Genomic DNA, 16,933 nt, shown 5'->3' with positions numbered 1-16,933 from the left:
CGTCGATTAAGGGCAAATTGATGTAACAAAGGGGGGGCTATGACCTCTAAATTATATAAAAAGTGAAACAATGAACAACATTAAGCGCTTTCCTTTAGAACTGGTTTTCTGGGTAACAGCATTAGTGTTATTGGCAACAGCGAATGGCCACGAACATCACTTCACGCTTTGTCCGCTAGCCAATTTGGGCTTTCAGGATTGGTGTCCGGGATGTGGCATAGGCAGGTCAATCAGTCATATTTTACATGGCGAGTTTACCGAAAGCTTTTCCGAACATTGGTTTGGGTTTCCGGCACTTTTGATTATAGTTTATAGAATTTACACATTGATAAAAAATAAAAATAAGTTTAAAATTTCAACTACAAATACATAGAAACCATGGATATATTTCAATCACCTCTAATGTCGTTACCAGGTATAACACCAGAGGAATACTCATATTTACAACAAGCAACAACAGGTTTAACTGAAGAGCAGTTGCGTAATTTCTTGATGGTTTATAGCAGTAAAAGAAAAAATCCATCTGACATGTTGATTTTCTGCTTAATCGGACTGTTTGCTGTTCCAGGTTTACAAAGGTTTATCATCGGTCAGATCGGAATGGGTATTTTATACCTCCTAACCGCAGGTTTATGTTTTATCGGATCGATTATCGATGTGGTAAATCACAAAACACTCGCTTTTGAACATAACCAGAAAATGGTTTTCGAAAGCTTACAGATGGTAAGAATGGGCGGTGGATTCCAGCAGGCAGGAAAATTCTAGGATAACTAATCTTGATATTTACATCCGTATCCAAATAAATTGGATGCGGATTTTTTCTGTTAAATGAAGTGTCGTACCTCAGCATTGACAGAAAAAGAAAACAATGAAATTTCTATATTTATAAAATGAAATTAGCTGAAATTACCAATTATTTAGAAAGCATAGCGCCGCTTAATTATCAGGAAGATTATGATAATGCTGGTTTGATTGTAGGCGATCCGAATATGGAGGTTCATGGTGCTTTGGTAGCTTTAGATTGCTTAGAAAAAATTGTAGATGAAGCGATTTCAACAGGCTGCAATCTGATTATTACCCATCACCCCATCGTTTTTAAAGGTTTGAAAAAGCTTAACGGCAAAAATTACGTAGAGCGTGTAGTATTAAAGGCAATCAGGAATAATATTGCACTTTATGCTATCCACACCAATCTTGATAGTATCCATACCGGTGTAAATGCGATGATTTGTGCGCGTTTGGGTTTAACTGGAACGAAAGTGCTATCGCCAAAAGCTGGTTTGTTGAAAAAACTGGTTACCTATTGCCCGCAGGCCCAGGCAGAGCAATTACGATCGGCACTATTTTATGCGGGTGCAGGCAATATTGGCAACTATAGTGAGTGCAGTTTCAATGCCGATGGCTTTGGCACCTTTAAAGGCAACGAAGATGCTGATCCTTTTGTAGGTGAAAGAGGTGTTCGCCACCGCGAGGCCGAAGTGCGGATTGAAATGGTTTATCCTACACAATCTGAACGCAAAATTTTGGTTGCTTTGTTCGAGAACCATCCTTATGAGGAAGTGGCCTACGATATTTACAAACTCGAAAATAAACACCAATTGGTTGGTTCGGGCATGGTAGGCTGGCTGGAATACGATATGGATGCCTACGATTTTCTGCACCTGGTAAAAGATAGAATGCAGGCTAAAGTGGTTAGACATACGGAAGTAATTGGCAAAAGAATCAAAAAAGTGGCGGTTTGCGGCGGTTCCGGAAGCTTCCTGTTAAAAGAAGCTATTGCTGCCGGAGCAGATGCTTTTATTACCGCAGATTTTAAATATCACGAGTTTTTTGATGCTGAGGAAAAATTGATCATTGCTGACATCGGACACTTTGAAACTGAACAATTTACCTCAAATTTATTGCTTGAAATTATTCAGAAAAAATTTACTAACTTTGCAATCCGTTTAACGGAGCAAAATACAAACCCCATAAATTACTTGTTTTAATGGAACAAACCGTAGAACAAAAGCTAAAGGCTTTATACGAATTACAAAATATCCACACAAAAATTGATAAGATCCGCCAGGTACGTGGTGAATTACCAATGGAAGTTGCCGATCTTGAGGATGACGTTTTAGGATTAGAAACTAGAATTGCAAAAATCAAAGGAGAACTTGATGATCTGGAGGATTCAATCGTAACGCGTAAAAATACAATTAAAGATGCGCAAGCTGCCATCAAAAGATACGATTCTCAATTAAAAGAAGTTAAAAACAACCGTGAATACGATGCTTTAACGAAAGAAATTGAGATTCAAGGTTTAGATATTCAGGTTTCTGAAAAGAAAATTAAAGAACACGGTTTCGAAATCGCTTCTAAAACTGAAATCTATGAAGCCGCTAAAGCGGAGTTAGATGGCAGAAAGAAAGATTTAGAAGTTAAAAAAGGTGAACTTGATGTAATTACTGCTGAAACTGAAAAAGAAGAACAGGATTTACAAAAGAAAGCTGATAAAGCCGAGCCACTGATTGAGGAGCGTTTATTGGTTGCCTACAAACGATTACGCAAAAATGCAGTAAACGGTTTAGCAGTAGTAACAATCGATCGGGATTCTTGCTCGGGTTGTTTTAACCAGATTCCACCACAACGTCAGTTAGATATCCGCCAACGTAAAAAAATTATCGTTTGCGAACACTGCGGTCGTATTTTGGTTGATGAAGCTTTAACGCACGAAGTAGCAGAAGCTTAATTCGCATCATAAAATTATTAGAACGTCCCGATTAAACCGGGACGTTTTTTGTTTAGGCCAATTTTCTGGCGTATACACAAAACAAGAATATAATTTTAACGTTTAATGTAGATATTTGTTTAAATGTGAACTACTACTGCTCTAGTGCAGGATCAAACTGAAATATATTCCCGAATGACTAAAATCTTCTTTGTTTTTGCGTTTTCTGCTCTTCTCCTGCTTCCAGCATCCTTATTTGCAAATTTCGACTTTAACAACAATTGCTTAAATGCTTATAAAAGTATATTCGAACTTAAGTTAGGCAATGCGAAGGCTTATATCTCTACAGAGAAAAAACAACATCCCAATAATTCCATTATTCCGCTTTTAGAAAATTATGTAGATTATTTTACGGTTTTAACTTCTGAGAGTAAAGCCGATTTCGACCGTTTGAAGGTTAATAAATCTGCACGCTTAGATCAAATAAGTGATGACGATAAAAGCTCTCCCTATTATCTTTACGCACAGGCAGAAATTAATTTGCAATGGGCGCTAATCCGTGGGCGCTTTGGTGAATATTTTAATGCCGCAATGGAAGTAAAAAAAGCCAACAGCCTTTTGCAGGAAAACAATAAGAAGTTCCCCAATTTTCACCTTAATTTGAAAGGCTTGGGGCTGATTAATGCTGTTCTGGGCAATCTTCCGGATGGAGCTTTAAAAACAGCACTATCTACTTTTGGAATTAAAGGAAATCTTCAGAACGGATTAAATATGTTCGAAAAACTGGCCGACAACCTACCAAAATCTTCCTACGAGCCTTTTTACGAGGAAGTAGTGTTTTACTATGCCTATGTATTAACCGATGTGGCACATAGCCCACAGGCATATGCAAAAACCATAAAATATACCGAACGGATTGCCGATACCAGCTTATTAAAAAGTTATTTGCAGAGTTATGTATGCATTAAAAACGGACATAGCGAAGAAGCTATTGCTATTTTGGCAAAGCGGCCAGAGGGAGGAGTATACCAACCTTTTCCTTATTTAGATTATCTGGAGGGTATTGCTCATCTGAACAAACTAGACTTTAATGCGGCAGCTCATTTTAACCGCTTTTTGCAGACGACGAAAGGCGTTAATTTTGTAAAGGACGCTTACCTTCATTTAGGCTGGATCGCTCTTCTGAAGGGAGATAAAGAAGGATATGGGGCATTTGCAGCAAAGGCAGTTAAAAACGGATACACCTACATGGAAAAAGATAAGCAGGCTAAAGCCGAAGCTGCTTCAGGAACGCCAACCATTGATCTTTTAAAAGCCAGACTGTTGTTTGATGGCGGTTATTTAAACAGGGCCCTGCAGATCCTTGCAGATAAGAAAGTAACGGATTATAGCAACGATAAAGACAAAACGGAATTAAATTACCGTTTGGGCAGAATTTATGATGATTTAGGGAAAGATGATCAAGCGTTAGCAGCTTATCAAGAGACGATTAACGAAGGAAAAAACCTGAAATATTATTTTGCTGCAAACGCTGCTGTGCAGATGGGCAAGGTTTATGAAAGAAGGAAAAATATTGCGAAAGCAAAAGAGGCTTTCAATACTGCCATTGCCATGAAAAATCATGAGTTTGAAAGCAGTATTGAAAGCCAGGCTAGGGCCGGTTTAAAACGGTTAGCCAATTAGAAACGGTGTATAAAAGCATTAATGTGCATGCCAGCTCCTACAGATGCAAAAACAGCTACATCGCCAGGCTTAACTTTATAGCCTTTAACTTCACCTTTTAATACCAGGTCTAACAAGGTAGGTATAGTGGCAACCGAACTGTTTCCTAACCATGAAATCGTCATTGGGACTAAGTTTTCGGGCACTGTATCTTTTCCATAAAGTTTGAACAGACGTTTCATGATGGCGGTATCCATTTTGCCATTGGCCTGGTGAACGAATACAATATTTATATCTTCAACACTTAGGCCTGCTTTATCGATGGCTTTTTTAATGACCTGTGGCACCTGGACTACCGCAAACTCGTATAGTTTACGTCCATTCATTTTCAGGTAAAAGTTTCCACTGGTTTCATCAGGATGCGATCCTTTGCCCATAGTGAGTAAATTACCATGGTTTACGGCGTGCGTTTCTGTTTTATGGGCTAATATTCCTCTTTTTTCTTCTGACTCTTCGGCTTCAAAGATTACAGCTCCGGCACCATCAGAAAATATCATGCTATCACGGTCATGTGGATCGATAATGCGGCTTAAGGTTTCTGCACCAATAACCATAACACGTTTTGCATCTCCGCTTTTAATATAATAATCTGCCTGTATTGCACCTTGCACCCATCCTGGGCAACCAAAAATGATGTCGTATGCAACGCAGTCTGGATTTTGAATACCTAGTTGTTGTTTTACCTTTGAGGCTAAAGACGGTAAAATATCAATGCGGTTGCTACCCAAAGGGATGTCGCCAAAATTATGACAAAATATAATATAGTCTAAGGTTTCTTTATCAATACCTGCGTTTTCTATAGCTTTTTCTGCAGCCTTTGCGCCGATATGATTGCTTAACTGCTCGGGGCATGCGTAGCGCCGTTCCACGATTTCCGTAATTTCAGAGAATTTATGAATAATCTCTGAGTTCTCTTTTTCCAGCCGGTTCCCATTCTCAAAAAATGTAGAATTCAAGAATTCGTTGCCGGAAATAATATTCTGTGGAATGTAACTTCCAGTTCCGGCAATTACCGTATTTATCACTTTGCTCATAATTATAATACCGCATACTAAAACGGTATGTAGTATAAAAATATCAATTATATTCGATAATCGAAAATATATTAAATTTTAGCGTAGCTTATTTTCTATTGCGAATTTTAATAACCCTGCTTTCCCACTTACATTTAGCTTCTGTGCCATGTTTTTCCGGTGCGTATCAACAGTGTTTAAAGCTATAAATAATTTTTGGGCAATTTGCTGGGAAGAGTAGTCTTCGCTGATCAATTGCAGGATTTCCATTTCTCTCGTAGTTAAATTGTGGCTTTTTTGAAAATGATCTCCATCGTTAAATACTGAGGGCTGAACATCGGGTTTTGTTTTCTGGAAATATTTTTCACCTAACTGTAAATCGGATATAATTGTAAACAGCGTTTCTGCATCGGTATCTTTTTGAACAAAAGCTTTTACCCCTATACTTTCTAGTTTGGCTGCTAATTTAACCGTATAATACATCGATAATACCATAATTTTTACCGAGGGAAATAGTTGCCTTATTTTTTCGGCTGCAATTTCTCCATCTAAAACAGGCATGTTCAGATCAAGGATTAGAATATCGGGTATTTGGTGATTTAACAGATGCAGGATTTCCTTTCCGTTTGACGCCGTACCAATAACCTTAAAGTTGGGCTGTTCTGAAAGGATGGCCGATAATCCTTCGGCAAACAGTTTATGATCATCTGCGATCATTAATGTGGTCGGTTTTTGTTCCATCGTGTCCATTATTTCAGCGGTATATCAATAGCGATTGTTGTACCATTCGGATTACTGTCTACCTGGATTTTCCCGTTCAGATAGTTTACCCTTGAGCGTATATTCTGCATGCCTAGTCCCGTTTTATCCTCTTCCTGACTAAAGCCAATACCATTGTCTTCAGCCATAATATTGATCCCTTCATTAAAAGATAACATCTGGATGGTTGCTTTGGTCGCCAAAGAGTGCCTGTTGATGTTATTTACCAATTCATTAACGATACGGTAAATGGTAATTTCCATGTTGCTTTCGATGGGATGTTCTACTTGATAAACAAATTCGAAAGCAATTTTACCCGAATGGTTTAAGGAAATAAAATTTTCTTTAAGCGTTTCGATCAAGCCCAGTTGTTCAAAGTTTTTAGGCATTAAATTATGCGAAATTTCCCTTAAATCGGTACAGGCCTTTTCGATCATGCTAATGGTTTGATTATAAAATGCACGTTCATTTTCAGGTAGTTTTAAAACCTTGTGTTGAAAGGCCGTGATGTTTAATTTAATAATGGAGAGTGTGCCGCCTAAATCATCGTGCAGATCGCGGGCAAGCCGGGTTCTTTCATCTTCCTGCGCATTAAAAATGCCATCTGCCAGATCTACCTGATGTTTACTCTTTTCTTCCAGCAGGATTTCTTTTTCTTTTTTTAGAAAATTATAACGCTGTGTTAATGCAAATGAAAGGAAAATGATTTCGGCTGTTAAACCCACCACTAAACCATTTGGCTTTAGCAGGTTAAAATTGGTTAGCCCCAGCGTATTAAAAACATAATTGAAAACGCCAAATAACAACATCAATGTAGCAATAAAATAGTACCAACCCAGCTTATACCCTGCCCTGATCCTTTCAACTACACATACAATAATCACGATAACAGTAAGCAGCGCCAGGAAATTGTTGATATAAAAAACGGTTTTTTCTAAGATGATAAATGATTTGAACAGCATAAACACTGGTATAATCGACATGGCCCAGCAGAACCGCTTATAGTAGTTGGTAAAGCGGTATAAGCGACTATTGGATTGATTCTGGTTTACAAATAGTTGCATTACCTGAATCAGTAAACCACAGCTCAATGATGCCATAATTAACCGCATATAATCCTGGAGACCTGGTAAGTTTGGGTAAAACCATTGAAAAGCCAAGCCCTCTTCTTCCAAAATAAAAATTAAGGTACAGAAAATGTAAATCGCATAATATAGGTGGATATTATCTCTAACAGAGGCAAACAGTAATAGGTTAAATATTACAGCAAAAACAAAAATTCCAGTATAAAATCCAAATAATGTATGTTGTGGAATTTCTGCCTGAATAATATCAACGTCGCGCCCAATAGACATCGGCATGTACATATTCTGCCCACGTTTATCAGCCCATAAATAGAAAGTTGCTTTTTCATGGGGCAAAAGAACTATTGGGTAGATAAAGCTTCTATTGCGATACGGACGTTGTTTAAAAGGAAAATGATCGCCGGTTAAGCCTAGCGGATAAATCTTCCCAAGCTCATCCACTTTAAACAGCTGAAGCTGGTTAATGCTTGAACTCTGCTCCTTAAACATAAGGTGTACTGCTTGTTCTAGGGTGTTTTCTATATCAAAAGCAACCCAGTAATAAGATTGGGTATAGCCTTTACTAAAAACTTTTCTTGGTATTAGTGGGGTGAGTTTGCCAGCCTGCTTATATTTTATAATAGAATCGATGTTCAGGTTTAAATTTTTGTCCTCATAGAAATACCCATGCTCACTGATGTTGAATTTTTTGGCCGTATCTATTAAAATGGGGTTGCCCTGTTGCGCAAAGCATACCTGTAATTGAAATAGGAGAAATAAGAATAGAAAAAAAACTTTGTTCATTGATGAGAGAATTAGTGACATTCTTTAACTGCCAATCAATATTTCATAAATATAAGATATAAAATAAACACTAAATATACCGAGTAAAGGGTATATAAAATCACTTAGGCTATCGATTACTTTTACATCAAACTAAACGACTTAAAAATGAAAAACTTCTTAGCTATTATTTGACTCCTGTTTATAGTACAGATGGCAAATGCCTAATCGTATGTTTTGAGGAGAGAATACGCCTGATGATATATATTGGTTAAATGCCCTTGGAAAGTTGGTGGTGAAAAGATCACGGGGCAGATAATGAAAACGCTTATAAGTATGGGTTAAATTTTATCACCTATATCATTTTATGGTTTCCTTTTAAACTAATAACCTATTAATTAATTAAAACACGAATCATGAAAAAACTCATTGCAATAATCATTTTATTTATTTGTTATACACATGTTAATGCCCAGATAACAAAAGTAACCACACAAGAACTTTATAAAGCATTTAAACAAGACCGTGTTCATTTTGCCGGTATATTGAGCAGGTTTGGTGGTGGAGGTAACTGCGCTTCGGTGGCGCTCATAAAGGCATCAATAGGAACTTTTGGAATTAATGGTGTTTTTAAAGGGGTAAAAACCGACTCGACGGCAAAAATGGTTTACATTAAAAGAAGAGATGATAAAACCATTGTACTTTCTTTTGATAGGTTAAATTTCGCAAAAAAACATTTTTTTATTAAAAGGCAAACTGATGCTATTTCAAAAAAAATTAGTGATTATGCTGCATTTTGTTTTGCTGTAATGTGCAGGGCCAAACAATTGGAAATGGGATACGATGCAAATTATTTTTACCGGGGAGTGGATAAACTTAACAAGGGACAAAATGCCTCTGAAATATACAATATGTTGGGTTTGCAAAAGGTTATTGTTAATGATCTGAGCATTAGCAATATTAAAAAATATTCAAATCTTGTTTTATACAATGCCCCGCATGCTGTATATAGCAGTAATGGTTATTATGATGAATTTTTTATTGGAACCCAAACAGGCATTGAACCTTTGGAAAGATTAAGTCAATTTCACTGTAAAACGGCAAATGGTTGTCCAATTTTAGGCGCATACGCACTCAAATAATTGATGTTGCAATTAACTAAAATCATCAATCAGAAACACAAAAAGCTCTTTAGGTCCATGTGCACCTAAAACTAATGTCTTTTCAATATCGGCCGTTCTGCTAGGGCCGGTAATGTTACTGATCATGGAAGGGATCTGGTTGCCATACTTGTTTTTCAACAATTGAAAGGCATCTTTAAGATCCAAAACCAGTTGGCTTGTTTTTGCAATTACAATGTGATGATGTGGAAAGATGCTGAGCCTTCTTCCTGCGGCGCCTTGGTTAGTTACCATTACACTTCCATTACGGGCAATTAAGGCTTCGCAAAGGGTAATACCTACCTCTGCCTGTTCAAAATCTTTATCGGTTTGGTAAAAAGGAAATTCATATTTGCTTAAAAACTGCTGAAGTTCTGGTTCCCAGCAGTATATTTTTCGCCATTTAAACTTATCGGCCAGCTGCAGCATATTTTCAAAAAAATCAATCCCGTCTTCGCAGAAGATAAAGTTACCGGATATGGCCGTAAGCTGTTCGGCAAATAATACCTCTAGCTCATCTGTATTTTTTTTGTACAATGGGCTTTCTTCTAAATTAGGATAAGGGTTTTCGCGCTTCTCCAATAGTGCTTTCCTTATCTTTTTTAGTATTTGTTCTTTCGCTGTCGTATTATCCTTCATTATAAAAAAAAGCTACCCTAATAATTAAACTAGGGTAGCAAATGTAATAATAGAAATTATTTATTTATGCTTCTACCGGAGTAATATGTCCGGGAGTTCCGCTTTCTCCTTGGTTTTCGAATAATCGTTTACCAAAAATCACTTCTAAATCGTCTTTGAATAAAACTTCTTTTTCGATCAAGATGTCGGCCAATTGGATTAATTTATCTTTGTTTTCTTCTAATAAACTAATTGCCCTTTGGTATTGGCCCTCAATTAATGCCGAAATTTCTTTATCGATCGTTAAAGCAGTATCTTCTGAATATGGTTTAGAGAAATTATACTCGTTCTGACCCGATGAGTCGTAATAAGTAATGTTTCCTAATTTATCGTTCAGACCATAAATGGTAACCATTGCTCTCGCTTGTTTATTTACTTTTTCCAGATCGCTTAGTGCACCTGTGGAAATAGTATCGAACATCACTTTTTCAGCTGCCCTACCACCCATCGTTGCACACATTTCATCGAGCATTTGGTGAGGGCGAACAATTAAGCGTTCTTCAGGCAGGTACCAGGCAGCACCTAAGCTCTGTCCGCGTGGAACAATCGTAACCTTAACTAAAGGCGCTGCGTGTTCTAACAACCAGCTTACGGTGGCGTGACCAGCCTCGTGAATCGCAATAGCACGTTTTTCGCTTGGCGTAATGATTTTGTTTTTCTTTTCTAAACCACCTACAATTCTATCTACAGCGTCTAAGAAATCTTGCTTATCAACTGCCGATTTATTTTTACGGGCTGCGATTAATGCCGCTTCGTTACAAACATTGGCAATGTCTGCTCCTGAGAATCCTGGAGTTTGTTTTGCTAAAAATTCGGTATCAAGCTCTTCTGATTTTTTAAGCGGAGCAATATGGACTTCGAAAATTTGTTTACGCTCTATAACATCTGGTAAATCAACATAAATCTGTCTGTCGAAACGACCAGCCCTTAATAACGCCTTATCTAAAACATCAGCACGGTTGGTTGCGGCTAAGATAATAACATGTGTATTGGTGCCAAAACCATCCATTTCAACCAAAAGCTGGTTTAAGGTGTTTTCGCGTTCATCATTTCCGCCCATTACACCATTTTTACCACGGGCACGGCCAATAGCATCGATTTCATCAATAAAGATAATACAAGGCGATTTATCTTTTGCCTGTTTAAATAAATCACGTACACGAGATGCACCTACCCCTACAAACATCTCCACAAAATCAGATCCTGACAGAGAAAAGAAAGGAACCTGGGCCTCACCTGCAACAGCTTTGGCCAATAAGGTTTTACCGGTGCCAGGCGAACCTACAAGTAAAGCACCTTTAGGAATTTTTCCACCCAGATCAGTGTATTTTTTAGGGTTTTTAAGGAAATCTACAATTTCCATTACCTCTGTTTTTGCTTCTTCTAAACCTGCAACATCGTTGAAAGTAATGTTTACCTGGCTTTCTTTATCAAACAAAGTTGCTTTTGATTTTCCAATACTGAAGATCTGACCGCCGCCGCCAGCACCGCCGCCCATTCTGCGCATCATAAAAATCCAGAAACCGATTAAAAGCAATACTGGTAAAATAATGCTTAAGAACCAGCTAGCCAACGGATTGCTGCGGCTGGTTTTCTCTGCCAGTACCCTTGGTTGGTTAGCAGGAAGATCCTTTTGCGAATCGGCAAGTTGTTTATCCAGCCCATCCATCGTTCCGGCATTAAAATATACAACAGGACTAGCATTGTTACTGTTTACATTAAAAGTGCTATTACTTTTATAAGCATCATAAAGCTTCTTCTTGTCTAAACTGTCTTTTTTAATGTAAACCTCTACACGTACTAAATCGTCTGATTTATAGGCAACAACTTTCTGAACGTCACCTTTAAGTAACATCTGTTGTTCAAACTTTTGGTAGGTAACCTCTTTACCGCCGTCGGTAGTAAATAAAAACTGTGCTGCAATAATGGCTATAATAATGGCCGCATACACCCAGAAAATATTAAATTTTGATCCTTTTTGTGGTTTTTTAGGGATGTTTGGAATTCTTTTTCCCTGTTTTTCGTTGGTATTTTGATTGTCGTTCATTTGTCTTTGTCAAAATGGTTCTATTAGGTTATGCGCTTTGATAATTTGTGCTTTCTGCATCCCCCCAAAGTTCTTCTATGCCATAAAAGTGGCGCTTTTCGGTTTTAAAAATGTGCACAACCACATCGAAATAATCAAGAATAATCCAATCTGCTGATTCGAAACCTTCCTTATGTCTTGGATCGGCCTGAGTAGCTTTATATATTTCTTTTTCTACACTATCGGCAATAGCTTTTACCTGAGTACCGGAGTTGGCGCTCGCTATAATAAAGTAATCAGCCACTGAAGTATGAATATTTCTAAGATCTAACCGCACTATATCTTCTCCTTTTTTCTCCTGTATGCCGTGAACGGCTAACTCCGAAAGGTATGTAGAAAGGGCTACTATTTTCTTTTTTACCATTAAAATGCTTTAATTTTGGAATTACAATATTATAAATTCAACACTTGCAAAATAACACTTTTTCGACATTATTTGTTGGTCAAAATTTAATCAAATTAAAAGAAGTTGATTCTACTAATAACTTTTTAAAAGATTTGGTGTCAAAATCCGAGCCATTAGCCGAAGGGACTGTAATTATGGCAGATAATCAGTTTGCCGGAAGAGGACAGCAAGAAAGCGTTTGGCAAACCCAGGCAGGGAAAAATATCAGTACAAGCATTTATTTAAAGCCTTCTTTTTTGCCGCTCAATAAACAGTTTTATTTAAATATTGCCGTTAGTTTGGCCGTTAGTGATGCTTTATCTTGTTTTGTTCCGGACGGGATAAAGGTAAAATGGCCCAATGATATGTATTACCATAATAAGAAATTAGGTGGGATATTAATCGAAAATACACTGACAGGCAATTCTATTAAATCATCAGTAATTGGCATTGGTTTAAATATAAATCAATCAGAATTTTCAGATAACATCAGCCAACGTGCTACTTCCGTCATTCAAATTTTACAAAGAGATGTCCCTTTAATGGATATTATGGAGAAATTGTTCATATTTATGGAAAAATACTACTTAATTTTGAGGGCCGGAAAATATAGTATTTTACAAAACGATTACCTTTCAAGGCTTTACAACTTTAACATTCCGGCGTTGTATATACAAAATGGAGCGTTTTTTGAAGGAACTATTAAAGGAGTTGAAGACAGCGGTAAACTAAGCGTTAGTACAAAAAACGGCTTAAAAGTCTTTAACTTTAAAGAAATAGAATTTACACACACAAAATAAACACATAATGAAAAAAATCACCCTGGTGCTTTCGATGGTACTTTTTACCATTGCTGGTGCATTTGCCCAAATTGAAAAGCCTGTTACTTGGGCCTACTCTGCAAAGAAAGTAAGTAAAACGGAAGCTATCATCTACTTAAAAGCTACAATTGATGACAGATGGCATATTTATTCTCAGAATGTAAAAGACGGAGGACCGGTAAAAACTACTTTTACTTTTGCGCCATCTAAAGATTTTAGCCTTATTGGCAAAACAATAGAGCCAAAAGCAATTGTTAAATACGAAAGTACATTTAAAATGAATGTAAGTTATTTCGAAAAAGTGGTAATTTTTCAGCAAAAAATTAAACTAAACAAAGCAACTACAGCAGTTAAAGGTGTAGTAGAGTTTATGGTTTGTAATGATAAACAGTGTCTTCCACCAGAAGAAGTTGAGTTCAGCATTCCGGTTAAATAGTTGACATCAAAATATTTACAAACAGTCCCGAATTTTCGGGACTGTTTCTTTTTAAAGTAAAATCTACGTGGTGTAGTGGTTAAAAAAAAATCGTTTCTAAAATTATTCTTAATTTCACGGTTTCAAAATACACACACAAAACACACAAATGAAAAAGGTTTTATTATTGTTGTTAATGGCTACAATGTTTATTGCATTTCCAGCCGTTAAGAGTTACGCCATTGTAACACAAGATACCACGGCAACTGCTCCTCCCGATGATATTGTTTTTACAGAAGTAGGTTCAGCACAGGATAGTGCTGCAAATAAGCAGGTAAAAACGGAAAAAGATACCCTTAAAAAGGATACGACTAAAGTAGAAAAAGCTAAGATAGCTGGCAAAGATGCTGCGAAACAATCACTTTGGGTAACTTTTGGTTTAGGCCTTTTGGCGGGTATTGCCGCTTTTTTCCTTCCATGTATTTTCCCAATGGTTCCGCTTACTGTTGGTTTTTTTACCAAAAGAGCAGAAAGTAGAGCAAAAGGAATCAGGAGTGCTGTTATTTATGGCTTATCAATCATTGTTATTTATGTAGGCTTAGGCGTAATTATTACTTTGATCTGGGGTGCTAGTGCATTAAATGAAATATCGACCGATGGATTTTTTAATATTTTCATCTTCCTTATATTAATTGTTTTCGGCGTATCTTTTTTGGGCGCTTTCGAAATTACGCTGCCGAGTTCATTTGTGAATAAACTCGATGCTAAATCAGATGCTAAAGGCTTAAGCGGTATATTTTTTATGGCTGCAACTTTAGCTGTTGTTTCTTTCTCGTGTACCGGACCACTAATCGGAACCTCATTGGTTGCCATTAATACCGATTTGCTAACACCAGTGGTGGTCATGTTCGGCTTCTCCTTATCGTTAGCTGTAATTTTTACGATGTTTGCCATTTTCCCTAGTTTAATGACGGGTTTGCCAAAATCTGGCGGATGGTTAAACTCAATTAAAGTTTTCCTTGGTTTCTTAGAATTGGGTTTATCATTAAAGTTCCTTTCAACAGCCGATCTGGCCTATCACTGGGGAATACTGGACCGTGAGATATTCTTAGCCATATGGATTGTACTTGCCTTAATTTTGGGCGTTTATTTATTGGGAAAAATTAAGTTCTCTCATGATAGCGACCTTCCTTATGTATCGGTGCCTAGGTTGTTTATTGCAACAGCTACTTTTGTATTTGCCATTTATCTCATCCCTGGCTTATGGGGAGCCCCTTTAAAAGCAGTGAGTGCACTGGTGCCCCCGCTTTCTACCCAGGATTTTATAATCGGACAGGATAGTGGCGGTGGATCAAACCAAGCTGCGGCAACTAGTCACGCTAAACGTAAATACGCTGATTTCTTGCATATTCCCCATAATATTGATGGGTTTTTCGATTATCAGGAAGCACTCGCTTATGCTAAAGAGGTAAAAAAACCATTGTTTTTAGATTTCACTGGTCATGGATGTGTAAATTGCAGAGAAATGGAAGCCAGGGTTTGGTCAGATCCAAGAGTACTTAAAAAATTGAAAGAAGATTATATTGTAGTATCGCTTTATACAGATGATAAAACAAGTTTACCTGCCGCAGAACAATTTGATTCTAAAATTTTAGGCACAAAAGTGAACACTGTTGGTAAAAAATTCAAACATTTGCAGGCCGAAAGATTTAATACCATTTCGCAACCATATTATGTACTTTTGGGTACTGATGAAAAAGAATTAGTTTCGCCTCCTATTGGAGTAGAATTTGATATAGATAAATATTTGCAATATCTGGATAATGGGTTATCAGAATTTGCTAAGAAACAAACAAATGAATAAGATTAAGAACATTGGTGTTTTAACCTCTGGTGGCGATTCGCCAGGCATGAACGCTGCAATCAGGGCTGTAGTTAGGGGCTCTATTTATTATGACATTGAGGTAACAGGATTTCTCCGTGGCTACGAAGGCTTAATCCACAATGATTTTATCCCTATGGACCGCAAATCTGTAGCGAATATTATTCAACGTGGAGGTACTATTTTAAAAACGGCCCGTAGCGAAGCATTCAAAACCGTAGAAGGTAGAAAAACAGCTTACGAAAACCTAAAAGCCAATGGAATTGATGCCTTGGTTGTAATTGGTGGTGATGGAACATTTACCGGTGCCAATATTTTTTCTAAAGAGTTCGATTTTCCGATTGTGGGCCTACCAGGTACCATTGATAACGATTTAGCAGGTACCGATTTTACTATTGGATACGACTCTGCCATTAATACGGTTATCGATGCAGTAGATAAAATCAGAGATACGGCTGAATCACACGACAGGCTTTTTATTGTAGAGGTAATGGGCCGCGACTCTGGCTTAATTGCTTTAAGAAGTGGAATTGGCGTTGGTGCCGAAGCCATCATGATCCCTGAAGCAAACATGAATGCAGACGATATCTTGCATAAATTGGAACATAGCCGTAAAGATAAAGCATCGAAAATTATTATTGTTGCTGAAGGTGATGATACTGGTGGCGCATTTAAGGTTGGCGAAATTTTGCAGGAAAAATACCCGCATTACGATACAAAGGTTTCTGTTTTGGGCCATATTCAACGCGGGGGCAAACCTACCTGTATGGATCGCGTATTGGCCAGCCGCTTAGGTGTAGCTGCGGTTGAGGGCTTAATTAATGGTGAAAGTGGCGTAATGGCAGGTCAGATTAACCGGGAAATCGTTTTTACCCCTTTTGATCATGCGATAAAGCACATTAATGCAGAAAAAGTGAGCTCTAAATGGCTTAAATTAATTGACATCCTTTCGTTTTAAACGAAAATAGCATATAAAAGAAAAGTCTTTCCCGCACCGGAAAGACTTTCTTGTTTTTGCTTAGTTTCGCAATAAGCAAATTTCTTAATCTTCTAAAATAACAGCTGTACCATTGGCACTTACCATAAGCATGCTTCCTCCACTGCCTACAGTCTCGTAATCTAAATCAACACCAACAATAGCATTTGCACCAAGAGCGGCTGCATATTGCTGCATTTCGTTCACTGCAGTATCTTTTCCCTCTCTTAAAACGCGTTCGTAAGAACTCGATCTACCTCCTACTATATCTGTTATTCCGGCAAATAGATCTTTAAAAATATTTGCGCCAATAATTGTTTCTCCGGTAACAAGACCAATATATTTTACAATTTTTCTGCCCTCAACTGTGGGCGTTGTAGTTACTAACATAGCTTCAGTTTTAATAATTAGAACATTTTTTTTTCGAAATGTTACATTTTTTATAAAAGCCAGTTCGCTTTTATACTCATCAATGGCCC

At 37.4% G+C, this 16,933-nt stretch carries 17 protein-coding genes; 10 read left to right on the top strand and 7 right to left on the bottom strand.

The features are described from left to right. The first annotated feature begins 70 nt into the window (after positions 1-70). The 5 genes from FHT21_RS16615 to FHT21_RS16595 all read left to right on the top strand — a co-directional run bounded on the left by FHT21_RS16615 (position 71) and on the right by FHT21_RS16595 (position 4,393). A complete protein-coding gene (locus tag FHT21_RS16615) occupies positions 71-373 on the top strand; it encodes a DUF2752 domain-containing protein (protein WP_167295890.1) in 303 nt (100 codons plus the stop codon). 5 nt (positions 374-378) lie between these two features. Beyond that, positions 379-765: a TM2 domain-containing protein gene (locus FHT21_RS16610; RefSeq protein ID WP_090497432.1), complete on the top strand. Its 387-nt coding sequence runs from the start codon at positions 379-381 to the stop codon at positions 763-765. A gap of 125 nt (positions 766-890) precedes the next feature. Beyond that, positions 891-1,988, top strand: a complete 1,098-nt coding sequence (locus FHT21_RS16605) for a Nif3-like dinuclear metal center hexameric protein (RefSeq protein WP_167295889.1) — start codon at positions 891-893, stop codon at positions 1,986-1,988. Next, entirely contained in the window at positions 1,988-2,731 is a 744-nt protein-coding gene (locus FHT21_RS16600; RefSeq protein ID WP_167295888.1) for a C4-type zinc ribbon domain-containing protein, read from the top strand. The genes FHT21_RS16605 and FHT21_RS16600 overlap by 1 nt, the downstream gene beginning before the upstream one ends. 174 nt (positions 2,732-2,905) lie before the next feature. Then, on the top strand, positions 2,906-4,393 hold the full coding sequence (locus FHT21_RS16595) for a tetratricopeptide repeat protein (RefSeq protein ID WP_167295887.1): 1,488 nt from the start codon (positions 2,906-2,908) through the stop codon (positions 4,391-4,393). Here FHT21_RS16595 and FHT21_RS16590 read toward each other — a convergent pair. From FHT21_RS16590 to FHT21_RS16580, 3 genes are all read right to left on the bottom strand, one after another. Then, positions 4,390-5,466, bottom strand: coding sequence for a ketoacyl-ACP synthase III (locus FHT21_RS16590; protein WP_167295886.1), 1,077 nt, complete (start codon positions 5,464-5,466; stop codon positions 4,390-4,392). The two genes, FHT21_RS16595 and FHT21_RS16590, sit on opposite strands and share 4 nt — an antisense overlap. A gap of 78 nt (positions 5,467-5,544) precedes the next feature. Then, a complete protein-coding gene (locus FHT21_RS16585; RefSeq protein WP_167295885.1) occupies positions 5,545-6,186 on the bottom strand; it encodes a response regulator transcription factor in 642 nt (213 codons plus the stop codon). Between the two features lie 8 nt (positions 6,187-6,194). After that, positions 6,195-8,072 carry a 7TM diverse intracellular signaling domain-containing protein gene (locus tag FHT21_RS16580; RefSeq protein ID WP_167295884.1) on the bottom strand — a complete coding sequence of 626 codons (1,878 nt, stop codon included), beginning with the start codon at positions 8,070-8,072 and terminating at the stop codon, positions 6,195-6,197. 395 nt (positions 8,073-8,467) lie between these two features. On the opposite strand from FHT21_RS16580, the gene FHT21_RS16575 reads away from it, so the two are divergent. Beyond that, complete coding sequence (locus tag FHT21_RS16575) at positions 8,468-9,193, top strand: hypothetical protein (protein ID WP_167295883.1); 726 nt, start codon at positions 8,468-8,470, stop codon at positions 9,191-9,193. A gap of 12 nt (positions 9,194-9,205) precedes the next feature. Here FHT21_RS16575 and FHT21_RS16570 read toward each other — a convergent pair whose 3' ends face one another. The 3 genes from FHT21_RS16570 to rsfS all read right to left on the bottom strand — a co-directional run bounded on the left by FHT21_RS16570 (position 9,206) and on the right by rsfS (position 12,339). Further along, entirely contained in the window at positions 9,206-9,850 is a 645-nt protein-coding gene (locus FHT21_RS16570) for an LUD domain-containing protein (RefSeq protein ID WP_167295882.1), read from the bottom strand. A 64-nt stretch (positions 9,851-9,914) separates the two neighbouring features. After that, positions 9,915-11,936, bottom strand: coding sequence for an ATP-dependent zinc metalloprotease FtsH (gene ftsH / locus FHT21_RS16565; protein WP_167295881.1), 2,022 nt, complete (start codon positions 11,934-11,936; stop codon positions 9,915-9,917). A 28-nt stretch (positions 11,937-11,964) separates the two neighbouring features. After that, positions 11,965-12,339: a ribosome silencing factor gene (gene rsfS / locus FHT21_RS16560; RefSeq protein WP_057930976.1), complete on the bottom strand. Its 375-nt coding sequence runs from the start codon at positions 12,337-12,339 to the stop codon at positions 11,965-11,967. A gap of 44 nt (positions 12,340-12,383) precedes the next feature. Between rsfS and FHT21_RS16555 the strand changes: the two genes are divergently transcribed. The 4 genes from FHT21_RS16555 (at position 12,384) to pfkA (ending at position 16,436) form a co-directional block, all read left to right on the top strand. Beyond that, positions 12,384-13,160, top strand: coding sequence for a biotin--[acetyl-CoA-carboxylase] ligase (locus tag FHT21_RS16555; protein WP_167295880.1), 777 nt, complete (start codon positions 12,384-12,386; stop codon positions 13,158-13,160). A gap of 7 nt (positions 13,161-13,167) precedes the next feature. Beyond that, positions 13,168-13,617: a protein-disulfide reductase DsbD domain-containing protein gene (locus tag FHT21_RS16550; RefSeq protein ID WP_167295879.1), complete on the top strand. Its 450-nt coding sequence runs from the start codon at positions 13,168-13,170 to the stop codon at positions 13,615-13,617. A 148-nt stretch (positions 13,618-13,765) separates the two neighbouring features. After that, the gene (locus FHT21_RS16545) at positions 13,766-15,460 is read left to right on the top strand and encodes a cytochrome c biogenesis protein CcdA (RefSeq protein WP_167295878.1); all 1,695 of its coding nucleotides are present in this window, start codon (positions 13,766-13,768) and stop codon (positions 15,458-15,460) included. Next, a complete protein-coding gene (gene pfkA, locus FHT21_RS16540) occupies positions 15,453-16,436 on the top strand; it encodes a 6-phosphofructokinase (protein WP_167295877.1) in 984 nt (327 codons plus the stop codon). Before FHT21_RS16545 ends, pfkA begins: the two co-directional genes overlap by 8 nt. A gap of 84 nt (positions 16,437-16,520) precedes the next feature. Here the strand turns inward: pfkA and FHT21_RS16535 are convergent, their stop codons facing one another. Further along, positions 16,521-16,844 carry a heavy metal-binding domain-containing protein gene (locus FHT21_RS16535; RefSeq protein WP_025141635.1) on the bottom strand — a complete coding sequence of 108 codons (324 nt, stop codon included), beginning with the start codon at positions 16,842-16,844 and terminating at the stop codon, positions 16,521-16,523. Positions 16,845-16,933: the final 89 nt, after the last annotated feature.

The sequence above is a fragment of the Pedobacter sp. SG908 genome (assembly GCF_011759615.1).
Taxonomy (GTDB): domain Bacteria; phylum Bacteroidota; class Bacteroidia; order Sphingobacteriales; family Sphingobacteriaceae; genus Pedobacter; species Pedobacter riviphilus.
Note: the sequence above shows the minus strand (reverse complement) of the source record. Positions and strands in the feature narration are given on the sequence as shown.

Coding starts and splice junctions, on each gene's coding strand:
- FHT21_RS16585 (WP_167295885.1), bottom strand. CDS start 6,186: ATGGAACAAAAACCGACCACATTAATGATCGCAGATGATCATAAACTG.
- FHT21_RS16550 (WP_167295879.1), top strand. CDS start 13,168: ATGAAAAAAATCACCCTGGTGCTTTCGATGGTACTTTTTACCATTGCT.
- FHT21_RS16615 (WP_167295890.1), top strand. CDS start 71: ATGAACAACATTAAGCGCTTTCCTTTAGAACTGGTTTTCTGGGTAACA.
- FHT21_RS16600 (WP_167295888.1), top strand. CDS start 1,988: ATGGAACAAACCGTAGAACAAAAGCTAAAGGCTTTATACGAATTACAA.
- FHT21_RS16595 (WP_167295887.1), top strand. CDS start 2,906: ATGACTAAAATCTTCTTTGTTTTTGCGTTTTCTGCTCTTCTCCTGCTT.
- FHT21_RS16610 (WP_090497432.1), top strand. CDS start 379: ATGGATATATTTCAATCACCTCTAATGTCGTTACCAGGTATAACACCA.
- FHT21_RS16535 (WP_025141635.1), bottom strand. CDS start 16,844: ATGTTAGTAACTACAACGCCCACAGTTGAGGGCAGAAAAATTGTAAAA.
- FHT21_RS16570 (WP_167295882.1), bottom strand. CDS start 9,850: ATGAAGGATAATACGACAGCGAAAGAACAAATACTAAAAAAGATAAGG.
- pfkA (WP_167295877.1), top strand. CDS start 15,453: ATGAATAAGATTAAGAACATTGGTGTTTTAACCTCTGGTGGCGATTCG.
- rsfS (WP_057930976.1), bottom strand. CDS start 12,339: ATGGTAAAAAAGAAAATAGTAGCCCTTTCTACATACCTTTCGGAGTTA.
- FHT21_RS16605 (WP_167295889.1), top strand. CDS start 891: ATGAAATTAGCTGAAATTACCAATTATTTAGAAAGCATAGCGCCGCTT.
- FHT21_RS16580 (WP_167295884.1), bottom strand. CDS start 8,072: ATGAACAAAGTTTTTTTTCTATTCTTATTTCTCCTATTTCAATTACAG.
- FHT21_RS16545 (WP_167295878.1), top strand. CDS start 13,766: ATGAAAAAGGTTTTATTATTGTTGTTAATGGCTACAATGTTTATTGCA.
- ftsH (WP_167295881.1), bottom strand. CDS start 11,936: ATGAACGACAATCAAAATACCAACGAAAAACAGGGAAAAAGAATTCCA.
- FHT21_RS16590 (WP_167295886.1), bottom strand. CDS start 5,466: ATGAGCAAAGTGATAAATACGGTAATTGCCGGAACTGGAAGTTACATT.
- FHT21_RS16575 (WP_167295883.1), top strand. CDS start 8,468: ATGAAAAAACTCATTGCAATAATCATTTTATTTATTTGTTATACACAT.